This window comes from Saccharothrix variisporea (assembly GCF_003634995.1).
Classification (GTDB): domain Bacteria; phylum Actinomycetota; class Actinomycetes; order Mycobacteriales; family Pseudonocardiaceae; genus Actinosynnema; species Actinosynnema variisporeum.
In genome coordinates, this window is sequence record NZ_RBXR01000001.1 from 529143 (window position 1) to 545408 (window position 16266).

Here is a 16266-nt window from a genome sequence, read left to right on the forward strand (position 1 = left end):
CTAGGCCGCCGGGTGCCGGGAGCGGGAACGGATTCTCACCCGGCCGGCCGGCGCAGGTAGGTCAGGACGGCGAGCACGCGGCGGTTGGTGTCGTCGTCGGGGGGTAGGCCGAGCTTGGCCAGGATGTTGCCCACGTGCTTGCCCACCGCCGCCTCGCTGACCACCAGGCGGCGGGCGATGGCGGTATTGGAGGAGCCCTCCGCGACCAGGGCCAGCACCTCGCGCTCCCGGGGTGACAGGGCGTCGAGCGGGTCGTGGCGGCGGGTGAGGAGTTGGCGGACGACCTCCGGGTCGATCGCCGTGCCGCCGGCGGCGACGCGGTGCAGGGTCGCCGCGAAGTCCTCCACGTCCACGACCCGGTCCTTGAGCAGGTAGCCGACGCCGCCGCGCGCGTCGAGCAGTTCGGCGGCCAGCCCCCGGTCCACGTACTGGCTCAACGCCACCACGGGCAGGCCCGGGTGGTCCCGGCGCAGGGCCACCGCCGCCCGCAGGCCCTCGTCGCGGTACCCCGGCGGCATCCGCACGTCGGTCACGACCAGGTCGGGCCGGTGCTCGGCGACGGCCGCGAGCAGGGACCCGGCGTCCCCCACCGCGGCGACCACGGGCAGGCCGAACCGCTCCAGCAGCCCGGCGAGGCCTTCGCGCAGCAGCACGCCGTCCTCGGCCAGCACTACGCGGACCACGGCAGCTCCACCCGCACCAGCGTCGGCCCGCCCGCCGGGCTGGACAGCGCCATCCGCCCGTCGAGCACCGCGACCCGGTCGGCCAACCCGGTCAGCCCGGTGCCGCGCGCCGCGTCCGCGCCGCCGCGCCCGTCGTCGCGGACCTCCACCACCAGCACGCCGTCCGCCGCCGACGCCCGCACCGACGCCGCCGAAGCGCCGCTGTGCCGGGCGACGTTGGTCAACGCCTCGGCCACCACGAAGTACGCGGTCGACTCGACGTGCGGCGGCAGCGGCGGCAGGTCGGCGGCCACGTCCACCGGGACCGGTCCGCGGCTCGCGAGGTCTTCCAGCGCCGCCGCCAACCCCCGGTCGGCCAGCACCTTCGGGTGGATGCCGCGCACCAGTTCCCGCAGGTCGGCCATCAGCTGCTTGGCCTCCTCGTGCGCTCGGGTGACGTGCTCGTGGGCGGGGGAGTCGGCGGGCACGTCCAGCCGCGCCAATCCCAGCCGCAGCGTGAGCCCGACCAGCTTCTCCTGCGCGCCGTCGTGCAGGTCGCGCTCGATGCGCCGCCGCTCGGCGTCGAACCCGTCCACCAGCCGCGCCCGCGACCGCGCCACCTCCACCAGCCGCTCGTCGTCGTAGAGCAACGCCCGTGCCACGGCGGCGTGCGCGGCGGCCACCAGCGACCACAGGTACGGCACGACCGGCAGCACCACCAGCCCGACCAGCGCGTACCCGAGGGACTCGTCGAACGAGTCGGCCACGACGAACCCCAGCGCCACCGGCCCGTCCGCGCCCACCAGCAGCACCGGCCCGACCAGCAGCACGAACGGCGCCGCCGCGACCAGGAACGCCGGCACGTACACCAGCGGCCCCAACGTCAGCAGCAGCACCGCGTAGGCGACCTCCCGCCACGTGGCGGCGTCCCGGTACCCGGTCGGCGGGTGGTGCGGCACCGGCCGCGGGTCCACCAGCCGCAACCGCCGCCGCTCCACCCGCGCCAACGGCCGCGCCACCCACGGCAACCCCGCGCCCACCACCGCCAACCCGACCACCGCGAAGGCGAACCGGGCCGGCTGCGCAGGCGACAACGCCAACAACCCCGGCGCGCTCAATACCCCGACCGGCACCGCGACGACCCCGGCCACCACCGGCGTGCCCACGACGAACGCCAACGCCCGCCACGGCCACCAGGTCACCAGGAAGTTCCGCTGCCGCAGGGCTTTCCAGAAGATCACCGTGCGGACGCTAGCCGAGGCGCGGCGCGGTTGTCGGTGGGTTCGGACGTACTCCCGGGGTAGGGCTGGGCATACCTCCGGGACACCGCCCGGTGGTAGTGATCGCTTCCGCCGCCGCTGGTCTGCTGAGCGGCATGACGATCACCGCGACCCGGACTGCCTTTCGCCTTCGCCCCCGCGCTGGCGGCGCTGGTCGTGCGGTGGCGGGGGGAGGGTCCACCGCCGCGACCGTCTTCCCGCCGGCCGCGCGCAACGCCCGCAACCGTGCCCCGAGTGCCATCGCAGCCTCTCTTGACAGGGGCGTTGCGCGTCCGGGACTTCCGCCTGCGCGCTCACGGGCACGGCGACCGGTTTCGCCCTGCGGTTCACCACCCGAACGGTCCCGGCCGCGATGGCCGCCGCGGTGGTGGGCGCGTTCGGGTCCGCCGTGCTGACCACCGCCCAGACCCTGCTCCAGCGCACCACCCCGAACGCCCTGCTCGGCCGGGTCGGGGCCGCCTTCCTCACGGGCGAGGCGGTGGCGGCGTTCGCGGGTGCGGCAGGAGGTGCGGCCGCCGCCGGCAACGTGATGACAGCCGTGTCGGCGGCGTGCGCGATCACCCTCGCCGCGGTCGTGCCGGCGTTGAGGTGCGCAGGGGTCCCGGTGAACGCCGGGACCCCGGACTAAGCCTGCTTCGACCACCAGTCCCGGCCGGCCTCGCCCAACGTCGAGATCGGGTCGTAGTACGGGTACCGGCGGTCCAACGCGTCCGGGTCCTCCAGCTCGATACCGGTCCGGTAGTTCTTCGTCCAGTACGAGATGCCCAGCTCCCGGTCGTACTCGGCGACCTGGTGCACCCACCGCTTGCCCACGTACGGCACGTCGCACACGATGCGCGGGGTGGCGTAACCCGGCAGGTAGCCCATGATCGCGTGTTGCAGCTCCTGCGCCTCCCACACCGCCACGCGCCAGTGCTCGGCGTTGGGGATCATGTCGCACATGTAGAAGTAGTACGGCAGGATGTTCGCCTCGCCCTGCAACGCGAAGCACAGGTCGAGCAGGTCGTCCGGCGTCGCGTTGACGCCCTTCATCAGCACGCCCTGGTTGCGCACGTCCCGCACACCGACGTCCAGCGCCGTCCGCGCGGCCTCCGCGACCAGCGGGGTCACGGACTGCGCGTGGTTGACGTGGGTGTGGATCGCCAGGTTCACGCCGCGGCGGTGCGCGGTGCGGGCCACGCGCTCCATGCCCTCCACGACGCGGGGCTGCAACCAGTGCTGCGGCAGGCCGGCCAGCGCCTTGGTGGCCAGGCGGACGTCGCGCACGGTCTCGATGTCCAGCAGCCGCATCAGGAACGACTCCAGCTGCGGCCACGGCACGTTGGCCACGTCGCCGCCGGAGACCACCACGTCCCGCACGCCGGGCGTGCGCTTGAGGTAGTCGATCATCTGGTCCTGCCGGTCCACCGGCTTGAGCAGCAGCTTGTGCTTCTGCACCTGCGGGGTGGAGTTGCCGACCAGGTCCATCCGGGTGCAGTGCCCGCAGTACTGGGGGCACGTGGACACCAGCTCGGCGAGCACCTTCGTGGGGTAGCGGTGGGTCAGGCCCTCGACCACCCACATCTCGGCTTCGTGCAGCGAGTCCCGCGAGGAGTGCGGGTGGCTGGGCCAGTGCGGGTCGCGGTCGGAGCGGACCGGGATCATGTACCGGCGCACCGGGTCGGCGAAGAACGCGTCGGTGAACTCGGCGGGCTCGGCGTGCGGCGCCATCGTGTTGAGCATCTGCGGCGGCACCAGCATGGACATCGTGGCGAGGTCGGCCTGGTCGGCGGCGAGCTCGTCGTAGAACCGCTCGTCGAGCAGGTCACCCATCACGGTGCGCAGCTGCTTGACGTTCTTCACGCAGTTCACCCGCTGCCACTGGGCGTCGCGCCACTGCGCGTCGGTGACCTGCCGCCAGCCCGGGAACCGCCGCCAGTCGGGCTCGATCAGCTCGCGACGGACGTAGGTGTACGGCTGGAGGTCGGGTCGCGGCACCGCGGGCACGACGTCGTGTAGCGCAGTCATCCATGCTCCCTACCCGTTGAGTGGCGTAAAGATATGCTGCCAGACGGGCCGTTCGACGTAAATATTCCGGCAGGGAGTGTTTTGGGCCGCTCGTTCGTTGGTCAGGTATGCGCGTGTTCGCCGTGGTGCTGATCGGTCTGGCCGTCGAGTTGCTGACCTTGGTGTGGGCCGCCGGGACGTGGGGCTTCCTGCCCACGCTCGGCCTGCTGATCCTGGGCGGCGTGGTCGGCTCCGTGCTCATGCGCCGGGAGGGCTCGCGCACGATGGCGGCGTTCACCGAAGCCGTGCGCACCCGCCGCGCCCCGCACCAGGAGATCGCCGACGGCGTCCTCATCGCGGCAGCCGGGTTCCTGATCATCGTGCCGGGCTTCCTCAGCGACATCGCCGGCCTGTTCCTGCTCTTCCCACCCACCCGCCGGCTGATCAGCAAGCGCATCGCCCGCCGCGCCGAACAACGCGAACGCGAGATGACCCTGAACCTCCGCTACGGCCGCCCACCCACGGCCGGCGGCGTGGTCATCGACGGCGACGTGATCGACGTGCACCCCGACGAACCGGCTCCCACGCACCGCCCCGAACTCACCTGACCGGTGTCACCCGCGGCCGTCGCGGGTACCACACAGCCCATGACGGTCATCGGTGTGCACGCCTCCCACGAGCAGGTTCACCCGTCCGAGCTGCTCAGGGCCGTGAAGCGCGCGGAAGAGGTCGGGTTCGACGCGGCCATGTCCTCCGACCACTTCTCGCCGTGGAGCGCCCGCCAAGGGCAGTCCGCGTTCGCCTGGTCCTGGCTGGGTGCCGCGCTCGAAGCGACCAGCCTCCCGTTCGGCGTGGTCAACGCGCCCGGCCAGCGGTACCACCCCGCGATCATCGCCCAGGCCATCGGCACGCTGTCCGCCATGTACCCCGGCCGCTTCTGGGCCGCCCTGGGCACCGGCGAGGCCAGCAACGAGCACATCACCGGCGAACGCTGGCCCCGCAAGGAAGTCCGCGCCGCCCGCCTGCGCGAGTGCGTCGACGTCATCCGCGCGCTGCTCGACGGCGAGGAGGTCAGCCACGACGGGCTGGTCCACGTCGACCGCGCCCGCGTCTGGACCAGACCCGGCGAACCGCCCAAGCTCCTCGGCGCGGCCGTCAGCGTGGAGACCGCGCGGCAGCACGCCGAGTGGGCCGACGGGCTGATCACCGTCAATGGGCCGACCGAGCACCTGCGCAAGGTCGTCGAGGCGTACCGGGGCGCGGGCGGCATCGGCAAGCTGTGCCTCCAGGTGCACCTGAGCTGGGCGCCCACCGAGGAGGAAGCCCTGACCACCGCGCACGAGCAGTGGCGATCCAACGTGTTCGCGCCGCCGGTGTGCTGGGACGTCGAGACCGCCGAGCAGTTCGACGTCATCTCCGAGCAGGTCACGCCCGAGCAGGTCGCCCGCACGGTCAACGTCTCCGCCGACCTGAAGAAGCACGCCGCGATGCTCACCGAGTACGCCGAGCTGGGCTTCGACGAGATCTACCTGCACCACGTCGGCCAGGAACAGGACCGGTTCCTCGACGCGTTCGGCGAGCACGTCCTGCCGGAGGTGGGCCGGTGAAGCTCACGCGTACCGCCGACCTGTGGTGGAAGAACGCCGTCGTCTACTGCCTGGACGTGGAGACCTTCCACGACTCCGACGGCGACGGCCACGGCGACTTCCGCGGCCTGACCCAGAAGATCGACCACCTGCACAACCTGGGCGTGACGTGCGTCTGGCTCATGCCGTTCTTCCCCTCGCCCGACCGCGACGACGGCTACGACATCACCGACTTCTACGGCGTGGACCCGCGCCTGGGCACGCACGGCGACTTCGTGGAGTTCGTCCGCACCGCCCGCGACCGCGGCATCCGCGTGATCGCCGACCTGGTCGTCAACCACACCTCCGACCAGCACCCGTGGTTCCAGGAGGCCCGCTCGTCCAAGGACAACCCGCGCCGCGACTGGTACGTGTGGCGCGACCAGCCGCCGCCCGACGCCGAGAAGGGCGTGGTCTTCCCCGACAAGGAGAAGTCCCTCTGGGAGCTGGACAAGAAGACCGGCCAGTACTACCTGCACCGCTTCTACAAGCACCAGCCCGACCTCAACGTCGCCAACCCCGAGGTGCGTGACGAGATCGCGCGGGTGATGGGGTTCTGGATGGAGCTGGGCCTGTCCGGCTTCCGCGTGGACGCGGTGCCGTTCCTCCTGGAGGCCCCGGTCCAGGACCTGCCCGACCCGCACGACTACCTGTGCGACCTGCGTGCCTTCCTGTCCCGCCGCAACGGCGAGGGCGTGCTGCTGGGCGAGGTCAACCTGCCGTACACGGACACGATGAAGTTCTTCGGCAGCGCGGACGGCGTGGGCGACGAGCTGAACATGTGCTTCGACTTCATCGGCATGCAGCAGATGTACCTGTCGTTGGCACGCAAGGACGCCAGCCCCCTCACCCACGCCCTGAAGGAACGCCCGCTCCCGCCGCGCGACTGCCACTGGGCGACCTTCGTGCGCAACCACGACGAGCTGACCCTGGACAAGCTGACCGAGCCCGAGCGCCAGGAGGTCTTCGCCGCCTTCGGCCCCGACCCGGACATGCAGCTCTACGGCCGCGGCCTGCGCCGCCGCCTGCCGTCGATGCTCGACGGGGACCTGCGGCGCATCAAGATGGTCTACAGCCTGCTGTTCGCCCTGCCCGGCACGCCGGTGCTGTTCTACGGCGAGGAAGTGGGCATGACCGAGGACCTGTCGCAGGAGGGCAGGCTGGCCGTGCGCACCCCGATGTGGTGGGACGCGGCCCGCGAGCAACGCCACGACGACGACTCGCTGCTGTCGTGGATCAAGCAGCTGATCCGCGCGTACCGGGACTGCCCGGAGCTGGCGTGGGGGACCTACGAGCTGATCGACACCCCGGAGCCGGCCGTCCTGGCGCACCGCTGCGACATCGACGGCGGCACGGTGATCGCCGTGCACAACCTGGGCGACGAGGAAGCCGAGCTGGACCTGTCCTCTGTGGACGGTGAGCTGACGGACGTGTTCACCGAGCAGCCCGTGAAGCCCAAGTTCACGCTGGAGCCCTACGGCTGCCGCTGGTTGCGGGCGTGGGCGGAAGGGGTTCAGGTCAGCCGGTAGTCGTGGGCGGCGACGGAGTGTCCGGCCGTCGGTGTCGGTGGTCGCCGGTAGGGTTGCCCGGGTGGTCGCCCCCACCGGATCCCCGTCGCCCTCATCCGACTTACCGCAGCGGTCCCAGCGCGGCCGCTACCTGTACGAGCGACTGGAGGAGAAGGGCTTCCAACGGCTCTGCTCCGCGCTGTTGGCGCACGCCTTCCCGGATGTCACCTGCATGCCGGTCGGGCAGGCGGACGGCGGGCGCGACGCTGTCCGGCCGCATCCGGGCGGCGGCACGATCGTCTACCAGGTGAAGTGGTCGGCCACGCCCGAACGGGATCCGGTGGCGTGGCTGACCAACGCCGTCCGGAGTGAGGCGGCGAACATCCGGGCGCTGGTGGCGAGAGGTGCCAGGCGTTACATACTCCTGACGTCGGTTGCCGGCACAGGCACGCTCGACCGCGGGACCGTGGACCGGCTCCACAGGATGCTGGTCGGCTTGTCCGCGGAGTTCGGTGTCGAGATGGCCTGTTGGTGGCGCGCGGACCTGGACGCCCGCGTCGACGGGGCACCCGAGTCGCTGCGGTGGGCCTTCGCCGACATGTTGGCCGGTTGGGACTTGATCCGGTACATGCTCGAAGCGCCCGAGCGTGAGGTCCGGGAGATGAAGCTGCGCGACTTGCTCATGAAGGTGATCGCTGCGCAGTGGGACGAGGACGCGAAGGTCAAGTTCAAGCAGGTCGACCTGAACTCGCACGCCTTGGCGGACCTGTACGTCGACGTGCGCGCGGCGAGGGTCAGGTTCCCTCGGTGGAAGTCGGCGGGCGGGAAGGTGGCCAAGACCCCGTCGAACCACTCGGCCGATCTCCTGGGCGGGGCAGCCGAGTACCTCCTCCAGGCCGATCACCCGTTGACGGTGGTGCTCGGTGCGCCCGGACAGGGCAAATCGACGCTGGCGCAGTTCGTGTGCCAGTGCCACCGCGCGGCGCTCCTCGTGCGCGGTCCAGCAGGCGTAGTCGCGCAGGACCAGGTGCGGGTGCCGCTGAAGGTCGAGTTGCGTGATTATGCGTCTTGGTTGGGTGGCGACAACCCGTTCGACCTCTCCGCGCCGCCGGTGCGGCGATCGGCCCGGTCCCTGGAGGCGTTCCTCGCGGACCTCCTGCGAGCACGCAGCGGTGGCCGCCGGGTGGACGTCGAAACCGTCCACGACTTGATCGACCGTTTCCCGCTCCTGCTCGTGCTGGACGGGCTCGACGAGGTGGCCGACAGCGCGGTCCGGGCGGAGGTCGTCGACCAGATCGAGAGGCTGCGTGCGCGACTGTCAGCCAACAGCTGGACGCCCCAGGTGGTCGTGACCACCCGCCCGAACTCGTCGAACCTGGCGGAACCGTCCACCGACCACTTCGAGCACGTCGTACTGCTCCCCTTGGACGCCGAGATCCGGAGTGCCTACCTGCGCAAGTGGGCCGCCGCCCTGGAGTTGTCGCCACACGACGAGCAGTCGCTGACCTCGATCTTCGAACGGCGCGCGATGGAGCCACACATCGCCCAGTTGGCCGAGAACCCGATGCAGCTGACCATCCTGCTGTACCTGATCCTCAAGCGGGGCGACTCCATCCCGCAGGCCCGCACGGAGCTCTACCGGTCGTTCATGGAAACCTTCCTCGACCGCGAAGCCGCCAAGAGCGCCAGCGTGCACCGGCACCGCAAGGACCTGGAGGAGGTGACCGCCTACCTGGGGTGGCACCTCCAGTCGATCGCGGAGACCGAGCGGTCCAACGGCACCCTGCCGATCCGCGAGATCAAGCTCGCGATCCTGGAGTACCTGTTCACCGCGGACAAGAACGTCGACCTCGTAGAGGAGCTGTTCACGGCCGTCACCGACCGCGTCTGGGCGCTGACGAGCAAGGAACAGGGCACTTTCCAGTTCGATGTCCAGCCGGTGCAGGAGTACTTCGCAGCCAAGCACCTGTACGAGGTCGCGGGCGCGGACCGGCGGTACTTCGACACCTCAGAGGTCTTCCGCGCGTTGCTGCGGCGGCCGTACTGGAGCAACACGTGCCGCTTCTACGCGGGTTTCGCCGCCGTCAACGAGTTGGCCGCACTCGCGGAGGTCTTGGAGGAGGAGTTCGAGCGGCTCAGTCCCCAGTCGGTCCCGCCGCTGGGCGACCCGGAAGGGCAGCCGACTGTGCAGATTCCGGGGGCCGGCCGCATCGCCCATACCCGGACCCTGACGTGGGCACTTCTGCGGGACGGTGTGTTCGCCGCACGTCCGCGCACTCAAGCCGCCGTGGCGCGACTGTTCGCCGACGACCTCAGCGTGCACATCCTCCTCGCTAACGGGCGCGAGCTGGGTCCACTTCCGCACGACCGCGGCGCGGACGCGTTCGCGCAGGCGCTGTTGATCCGAGTCGAACGTGAGCCGCTTCACCCGATGAGCGTCCTGCGGACGCAACTGGTCGCCCACAACGCGACTTCGGACACAGACGCTTACACCCGGCAGTTCGACACGTGGTGGCAGCCCCACATGGCCAGAGCGTCGGGGACTGTGGACGAGGCCGCTTGGCTGCGGTTGGGTGTGGCGTTGCGCGCGGGCGAGCGGTTGCCCCATGACATCACCGAGCGCTTGTCGCTCGCCGACACGGCAACGGCGCGGTACGCGATCTCGGCAGGTGTCACGCCGCCGCCGGGCTCGCCGGGCGACCACAGGATGCTGCGAGCAGTGCTCGACGGCCACTGCGCGTGGGACGAACCCGCGGGTCGAAGCCACGCCGCCGACCTGCTGCGCCTGACCAGGTTCGAACGCTTCACAGGTTCCGGCGCACGCGAGCACTACATCGGAGGGCCGGCCACCGGCCATTTCGGCTGGCCTTCATCGAATCGGACGCGGGAGGCGGTGACCAGGCTGGTCGACGTGGACGTCCGCTACAGCGCCCTGGTCACCGCTCCCGACGCCGATCCCGTCATTCCTGCGACGGCGAGCAGTTGCGCTGAAGTGTCGGCGGCGATAAGGGAAATCCACGGTGAGTGCCTCCTCGCGAACGCCATCGCCGCCATCGGCGTGTGCACCGTGCTCGAATTCGCCACCGACCAGGAGGCGGTCGGCGATGATCTCGCCGCAGGAGTTCCGCACAACCGCACACGGCGTGCGTGGTGGCGTAGGCAGTTCCCCGATCGCACCGATCCGGTCGCACTCGCCGGGTGGACGTTGACGCTGCTGTTGGCCGCTCCGGAGTCGATCGTGTCCGAGTGTGTGGATCTGGTCGAGAAGGCGTTGCTGGAGTTGCCCCAGTCTGATCGCAGTGCGCTGCTCTCGATGTCCAGTGCGCTTGCAAGGTACGAGCTCTCGGTACCGCTGTCGCGGTCGATCCTCGGGCCGGTGAGGACACTGGCCGCTCCGGCAGCCGCCCTGCTACTCCACCACGCGGTCAGTGTCGACGCCCTCGACCCGCTGGACGAGGTGCACCACCAGACGTTGAGGCGCGTGCTGGATGCGGATCCGTACTGTTGGCCCGTGGAACGGGCCGTCCACGCTCGCATGCATCGGGAACCGACGGAGGCCCTGAGCGCCACATTGCGCGAAGTCGGACCTCTGGTGTGGTTCGGTCCTTTCGACGGGGCGAAAGTGGAACTGTCGCTTGGCCTTGTGCACGCCATCCTCTGCGATGCGGCGTCGTACCCGGAGTACTGGGTGACTTTGGCGGAGAGCCTGCGCTCCGCAGCGACGAGAGAGGTCCCGCTGGCAGGAGTTGCCCGGGAAGGCCGGTGGTTCGCCGTTGGGCGGTGAGGGTTCAGGTCAGCCGGTAACCGTGGGCGGGGCGGTTGGCCATGCCGTAGCGCGGCTGGACTTCCGCCTTGCCCACCGCCACCAGGTGCTCCAGGTACCGTCGAGCGCTCACGCGGGACAGCCCGGCTCGTTCGCCCACCTCCTGGGCGGACAGGTCGGTCGGGCTGTCCCGCAACGCCTCGGTCACCAGCCGCAGGGTCACCGCCGACAACCCCTTGGGCAGCCCCGACCGGGGCCGGTGCTGCAACAGCTGGTCCACCTCGTCCTGGTCCAGCCACCGTCCCAGCCGCTGCACCTCCGACCGGCGCGTCAGGTACTCGCGCATCCGGTCCAGGAAAGCCGTTCGGGTGAAGGGTTTCACCAGGTAGTGGTCGACTCCGCGGGACATGGCCTGCCGCACGGTCTCCAGCTCCCGCGCCGCCGTCACCGCGATCACGTCCACCGGCGGACCGGACCGCGCCCGCAGCCGGGCCAGCACCTCCAGGCCCGAGATGTCGGGCAGGTGGATGTCCAGCAGCACCAAGTCCGGCCGCAGGGCCTCCACCGCGCGCAGCGCCTCGCCGCCGCCGTGCGCCTCGCCGACCACCGTGAACTCCGGCAGTGCCTCCAGGAAACCCCGGTGGATCGCCGCCACGGCGAAGTCGTCGTCCACCACCAGCGTCCGCACCGTCACGACCGGACACTCCCGTCCGGCAGCCACACGTCGAACGACGCCCCGCCCAGCTCCGAGTCGGAGATCTCCACCCGGCCGCTGCGCCGCGTGACCACCCTCGACACCAACGCCAGTCCAATCCCTCGTCCGTGCGCGCCCTCCGGCGCCTTCGAGCTCACGCCCAGCGTGAAGATCCGCCCGCGCTGCGACTCCTCCACCCCGGGGCCGTCGTCGTCCACGACCATCCGCACCCCGTCCGACGACGACCGCACCAGCACCCGCACCGTCCCACCGGGGTCCACGGCGTCCACCGCGTTGTCCACCAGGTTGCCCAGGACGGTCAGCGCGTCGTCGCCGGCCCGGGTCGCCACCGCCGACGACGGGTCCAGCCGCAGCGCCACGCCCCGCTCGTGCGCGGTGGACGACTTGGCCAGCAGCAGCGCCGCCAGCGCCGGGTCGGCGACCGCGCCGGAGATGATGTCCGAGGTCACCGAGCCCGCGCCGCCGACGCGTTCGATGTAGGCGACGGCCTCCGCGCGCCGGTCCAGCTCGACCAGGCCGCCGATGACGTGGAGGTGGTTGGAGAACTCGTGGGCCTGCGCGCGCAGCACCTCGGTCACCGTCCGCTGCCCGTCGAGCTGGCGCAACGCGTCGTGCAGCTCGGTCCGGTCGCGCAGGGTGAGCACCACGCCGACCGGGCGGCCGTGGGTCTTGGCGGTCATCCGGTTGGCGACCAGGACCCGTTCGCCGGCCAGCACCAGGCGGTCGGCCACGTCGTCCACCCCGCGCGCCAGGTCCAGCAGCCCGCCGTCCTCCAGCACCTGCGCCGCGGGCCGCCCGGTCGGGTCCTCCGACAGGCCCAGCAGCCGCATCGCCTCGTCGTTGACCAGCGCCAACCGCTCCCGCTCGTCCACGGCCACGACACCCTCGCGGATGCCGTGCAGCATCGCGTCCCGGGTCTCCAGCAGCTGCGCGATCTCCGCCGGTTCCAGCTTGAACGTCCGCCGCCGCACCAGCTGCGTCACCAGCGCCGCGCCCAGCACGCCCACCAGCGCGGCGGCGGCCAGCCACCCGATCAGCTCCGGCAGGTCCTCGGCCAGGTCGGCGTCCAGCTCGGCCTCCAGGATGCCCACCGACGCCATCCCGATGATCTGCCCGTCGGCGGCCCGGACCGGCACCTTCGCCCGCAGCGACGTGCCCAGCGTCCCGGTCTCGGTGCCGACGAACACGTGCCCGGACAACGCCGAACTCGGGTCGGTGGAGACGCGTTCCCCTATGCGCGCCGGGTCCGGGTGGGCGTAGCGGACGCCGTTGCGGTCGGTCACCACCACGTACGTCACGCCCGACGCCTTGCGGATCAGCTCCGCCAGCGGCTGGATCGTCGCCGCCGGGTCCGGCGAGCCGAACGCCTCCACCACCGTGGGCAACCTCGCGACGCTCTCCGCCACCGACAGCATCCGGTCCTTGTAGGCCTCCCGGATCCGGTCGGACTGGAGCTTGGCCGCCAGCAGACCCGCCGCGCACGTCGTGACCAGCACGATGACCACCTGCAACACGAGCAGGGACCACCCGAGGGGCACGGTGCGGCGACGGCGACGCATGGCAGGCATTCTGACGCACGGCGTGTGAGACGAGCCACGACCTAAACGACCAATACGGCCCTTACGACCGATGCCTTACCGCCCGTCCCCGCCGTCCCTACCGTTCCCGCCCAACCAGGGCGACGACGCCCCGGGGTGGGAACGGTGGAGGCATTCGATGGCAGCACAGCACACCCGACTGGTCGCGGCGGTCCTCGCCGCGGGCCTGGTGCTCGCGGGGTGTGGGGGAGGCGCGAAGTCGTCGGCGAGCGGGGAGATCGCCAAGCTGGAGGTCATGGCGCCGGCCGACCCGGGCGGCGGCTGGGACCAGACCGCCCGCGCCGTCCAGGCCGCGGTCACCGGCGCGGGCCTGGTCAAGTCGGTGCAGGTCAGCAACGTCGGCGGCGCCGGCGGCACGGTCGGCCTGCAGAAGCTGGCCAACGAGAAGTCCGAGTCCTACCTGATGGTCACCGGCCTGGTCATGGTCGGCGCGGTGGAGACCAACGGTGTGGACAAGCGGCTGGAGGACACCACCCCGATCGCCCGGCTGACCGCCGAGGAGGAAGTGGTCGTCGTCCCGGCCGACTCGCCGTACCAGACCATCGAGGACCTGCTCAAGGCCGTCGCCGAGAAGGGCCAGGGCGTGTCGATCACCGGCGGGTCGGCCGGCGGCACCGACCACATCCTCGCCGCCATGCTGCTCAAGGCCAAGGACATCGACCCGGCCAAGCTCAACTACGTGCCCTACTCCGGCGGCGGCGAGTCGCTGGCGGCGCTGCTGGGCAAGAAGGTCGACGCGGGCATCTCCGGCGTCGGCGAGTACAAGGAGCAGATCAAGGCGGGCAAGCTGCGCGCCCTGGGCACCTCCGGCCCCACCCCGAACCCCGACCTGGACGTGCCGACGTTCAAGAACCTGGGCACCGGCGTGGAGCTGATCAACTGGCGCGGGGTCGTGGCACCCGGCTCCATCTCGCCGGCGGCCAAGGACCGGCTGGTCAAGCTGGTCACCGACATGCACGCCAGCCCGCAGTGGCAGGAGGAGCTGAAGAAGAAGGGCTGGACCGACACGTTCCTGACCGGCCACGAGTTCTCCAAGTTCCTCACCACGGAGATCGGCCGCATCAAGCCGGTCCTCCAGGACATCGGCCTGGTCAAGTGACCGCACCTGCGGAGAAGACCTCGGCGAAGGTCGAGGAGTACGTCTTCGGCGGCCTGGTCGCGGCGCTGGGCGTGTTCACCCTGGTGGACGCGGGCACCATCGCCACGACCCGGGACGCCGTGGGCGCCCGTGCCTTCCCCTACGCCGTGGGCGTGTTGCTGCTGGTCACGGGCGTGGCGGCGATCGTCGCCACGGCCCGGGGCCGGCTGGGCGAGGCCGAGGACGGCGAGGACGTGGACACCGGCGTGCGCACCGACTGGCTCACCGTGGCCAAGCTGGTCGCGCTGCTGGTGGCGCACCTGGCGCTGATCGACGTGGTCGGCTGGCCGGTGGCGGCGGCCGTGCTGTTCTTCGGCACGGCGTGGGCGCTGGGCGCGGTGTGGTGGAAGGCGCTGCCGATCGCCGTGGTGCTGGCGCTGGTGGTGCAGGTGGTGTTCGCGTCCGGGCTGGGGCTGTCGCTGCCGGCCGGCGTGTTCGAGGGGGTGCCGCTTCTCGATGGGTAGCCTCACCGCCCTGCTGGAGGGCTTCGCGACCGCCGCGCAGCCCGAGTACCTGCTCTACGCCCTGCTGGGCGTCACCCTCGGCACCGCCGTGGGCGTGCTGCCGGGCATCGGCCCGGCGATGACGGTGGCGTTGCTGCTGCCGCTGACCTACACCCTGGAACCGACCGCCGCGTTGATCATCTTCGCGGGCATCTACTACGGCGGCATGTACGGCGGGTCGACGACCTCGATCCTGCTCAACACCCCCGGCGAGTCGTCCTCCATCGTCACCGCGCTGGAGGGCAACCGGATGGCCCGCGCGGGTCGGGGCGCGGCGGCGCTGGCCACGGCGGCGATCGGGTCGTTCGTGGCGGGCACCATCGCGACCGTGCTGCTCACGGCGTTGGCGCCGACCATCGCCGACGTGGCGGTGACCCTCGGCCCGGCCGACTACGTGGCCCTGATGGTGGTGGCGTTCGCGACCGTGGCGGCGCTGCTCGGGTCCTCGCCGGTGCGCGGCCTGGCGTCGCTGGCGGTCGGGTTGTTCCTGGGCCTGGTCGGGACGGACACGTTGTCCGGTCAGCAGCGGTTCACCCTCGGGGTGGCGACGCTGGCCGACGGGATCGACGTCGTGGTCGTCGCGGTCGGCGTGTTCGCGGTCGGCGAGGCGCTCTACGTGGCCTCCCGGCTCCGGCACGGTCCCGTCGAGGTCGTGCCGGTCGGCGGCAAGTGGATGACCGGCGAGTTCTGGCGGCGGTCGTGGAAGCCGTGGCTGCGCGGCACGTTCATCGGCTTCCCGATCGGCACGGTGCCGGCGGGCGGCGCGGACGTCTCGACGTTCCTGTCCTACGCGGCGGAGAAGAAGCTGTCGCGGCACAAGGACGAGTTCGGGAAGGGCGCGATCGAGGGCGTGGCCGGGCCGGAAGCGGCCAACAACGCGGCGGCGGCCGGCGTCCTGGTGCCGCTGCTGACGCTGGGCCTCCCGACGACGGCGACCGCGGCGGTGATCGTGGCGGCGTTCCAGAGCTACGGCATCCAGCCCGGACCGCTGCTGTTCACCAACAACTCGGCGATGGTGTGGGCGCTGATCGCGTCGCTCTACATCGGCAACGTGATGCTGCTGGTGCTCAACCTGCCGCTGGTCAAGATCTGGGTGAAGGTCCTGCAGATCCCGCGCCCCTACCTGTACGCGGGCATCCTGCTGTTCGCCGCGCTGGGCACCTACGCGGTGAACTTCGTGGTGGACGACCTGGTCGTGCTGCTGGTCATCGGCGTGGCCGGGTTCTTCATGCGCCGCCACGGCTACCCCGTGGCGCCGCTGGTCGTGGGCCTGATCCTGGGCCCGATGGCGGAGGAGCAGGTGCGCCGGACCCTCCAGATCAGCGAGGGCGACCCGACCGCCCTGGTGACCAGCCCGTTCGCGGCGGCGGCCTACGCGCTGCTGGTCGCGGTGCTCGCCGTGGCGGCGGTGCTGCGCCGACGCCGGCCGCGCGTGCCGGTCGCGACGGGCTGAGCGTCGCCGCCGCCGGGCACGCGAGTCCCCGGCGG

General features: G+C 71.3%; 13 protein-coding genes. 8 read left to right on the top strand and 5 right to left on the bottom strand.

The window, feature by feature from the left end:
* Positions 1-35: 35 nt before the first annotated feature.
* Together DFJ66_RS02375 and DFJ66_RS02380 are read right to left on the bottom strand one after the other, a co-directional pair.
* Positions 36-683 (bottom strand): response regulator transcription factor, encoded by a 648-nt coding sequence (locus tag DFJ66_RS02375; RefSeq protein ID WP_121217499.1) that lies wholly within the window; start codon positions 681-683, stop codon positions 36-38.
* Positions 671-1903 carry a sensor histidine kinase gene (locus DFJ66_RS02380; protein ID WP_211350939.1) on the bottom strand — a complete coding sequence of 411 codons (1233 nt, stop codon included), beginning with the start codon at positions 1901-1903 and terminating at the stop codon, positions 671-673. Before DFJ66_RS02380 ends, DFJ66_RS02375 begins: the two co-directional genes overlap by 13 nt.
* A gap of 391 nt (positions 1904-2294) precedes the next feature.
* On the opposite strand from DFJ66_RS02380, the gene DFJ66_RS02385 reads away from it, so the two are divergent.
* Positions 2295-2570 (top strand): hypothetical protein, encoded by a 276-nt coding sequence (locus DFJ66_RS02385; RefSeq protein WP_121217501.1) that lies wholly within the window; start codon positions 2295-2297, stop codon positions 2568-2570.
* On the opposite strand, the gene DFJ66_RS02390 is transcribed toward DFJ66_RS02385, so the two are convergent.
* Positions 2567-3949, bottom strand: a complete 1383-nt coding sequence (locus tag DFJ66_RS02390) for a KamA family radical SAM protein (protein ID WP_121217503.1) — start codon at positions 3947-3949, stop codon at positions 2567-2569. The two genes, DFJ66_RS02385 and DFJ66_RS02390, sit on opposite strands and share 4 nt — an antisense overlap.
* Before the next feature lie 107 nt (positions 3950-4056).
* Between DFJ66_RS02390 and DFJ66_RS02395 the strand changes: the two genes are divergently transcribed.
* The 4 genes from DFJ66_RS02395 to DFJ66_RS02410 all read left to right on the top strand — a co-directional run bounded on the left by DFJ66_RS02395 (position 4057) and on the right by DFJ66_RS02410 (position 10845).
* Complete coding sequence (locus tag DFJ66_RS02395; protein WP_121217506.1) at positions 4057-4536, top strand: FxsA family protein; 480 nt, start codon at positions 4057-4059, stop codon at positions 4534-4536.
* A gap of 39 nt (positions 4537-4575) precedes the next feature.
* Positions 4576-5535, top strand: coding sequence for a TIGR03885 family FMN-dependent LLM class oxidoreductase (locus DFJ66_RS02400; protein WP_121217508.1), 960 nt, complete (start codon positions 4576-4578; stop codon positions 5533-5535).
* Positions 5532-7082, top strand: a complete 1551-nt coding sequence (locus DFJ66_RS02405) for an alpha-amylase family protein (protein ID WP_121217510.1) — start codon at positions 5532-5534, stop codon at positions 7080-7082. Before DFJ66_RS02400 ends, DFJ66_RS02405 begins: the two co-directional genes overlap by 4 nt.
* 61 nt (positions 7083-7143) lie before the next feature.
* Entirely contained in the window at positions 7144-10845 is a 3702-nt protein-coding gene (locus DFJ66_RS02410) for an NACHT domain-containing protein (protein ID WP_121217512.1), read from the top strand.
* Between the two features lie 4 nt (positions 10846-10849).
* Here the strand turns inward: DFJ66_RS02410 and DFJ66_RS02415 are convergent, their stop codons facing one another.
* On the bottom strand, positions 10850-11518 hold the full coding sequence (locus DFJ66_RS02415) for a response regulator (RefSeq protein ID WP_121217515.1): 669 nt from the start codon (positions 11516-11518) through the stop codon (positions 10850-10852).
* A complete protein-coding gene (locus DFJ66_RS02420) occupies positions 11515-13098 on the bottom strand; it encodes an ATP-binding protein (protein ID WP_121217517.1) in 1584 nt (527 codons plus the stop codon). The genes DFJ66_RS02415 and DFJ66_RS02420 overlap by 4 nt, the downstream gene beginning before the upstream one ends.
* Positions 13099-13255: 157 nt before the next feature.
* On the opposite strand from DFJ66_RS02420, the gene DFJ66_RS02425 reads away from it, so the two are divergent.
* From DFJ66_RS02425 to DFJ66_RS02435, 3 genes are read left to right on the top strand one after another with little or no spacing between them, the layout of a single operon-like run.
* The gene (locus DFJ66_RS02425) at positions 13256-14236 is read left to right on the top strand and encodes a Bug family tripartite tricarboxylate transporter substrate binding protein (protein WP_121217519.1); all 981 of its coding nucleotides are present in this window, start codon (positions 13256-13258) and stop codon (positions 14234-14236) included.
* Positions 14233-14739 (top strand): tripartite tricarboxylate transporter TctB family protein, encoded by a 507-nt coding sequence (locus DFJ66_RS02430; protein WP_121217521.1) that lies wholly within the window; start codon positions 14233-14235, stop codon positions 14737-14739. Before DFJ66_RS02425 ends, DFJ66_RS02430 begins: the two co-directional genes overlap by 4 nt.
* Positions 14732-16231 carry a tripartite tricarboxylate transporter permease gene (locus DFJ66_RS02435; protein WP_121217523.1) on the top strand — a complete coding sequence of 500 codons (1500 nt, stop codon included), beginning with the start codon at positions 14732-14734 and terminating at the stop codon, positions 16229-16231. Before DFJ66_RS02430 ends, DFJ66_RS02435 begins: the two co-directional genes overlap by 8 nt.
* Positions 16232-16266: the final 35 nt, after the last annotated feature.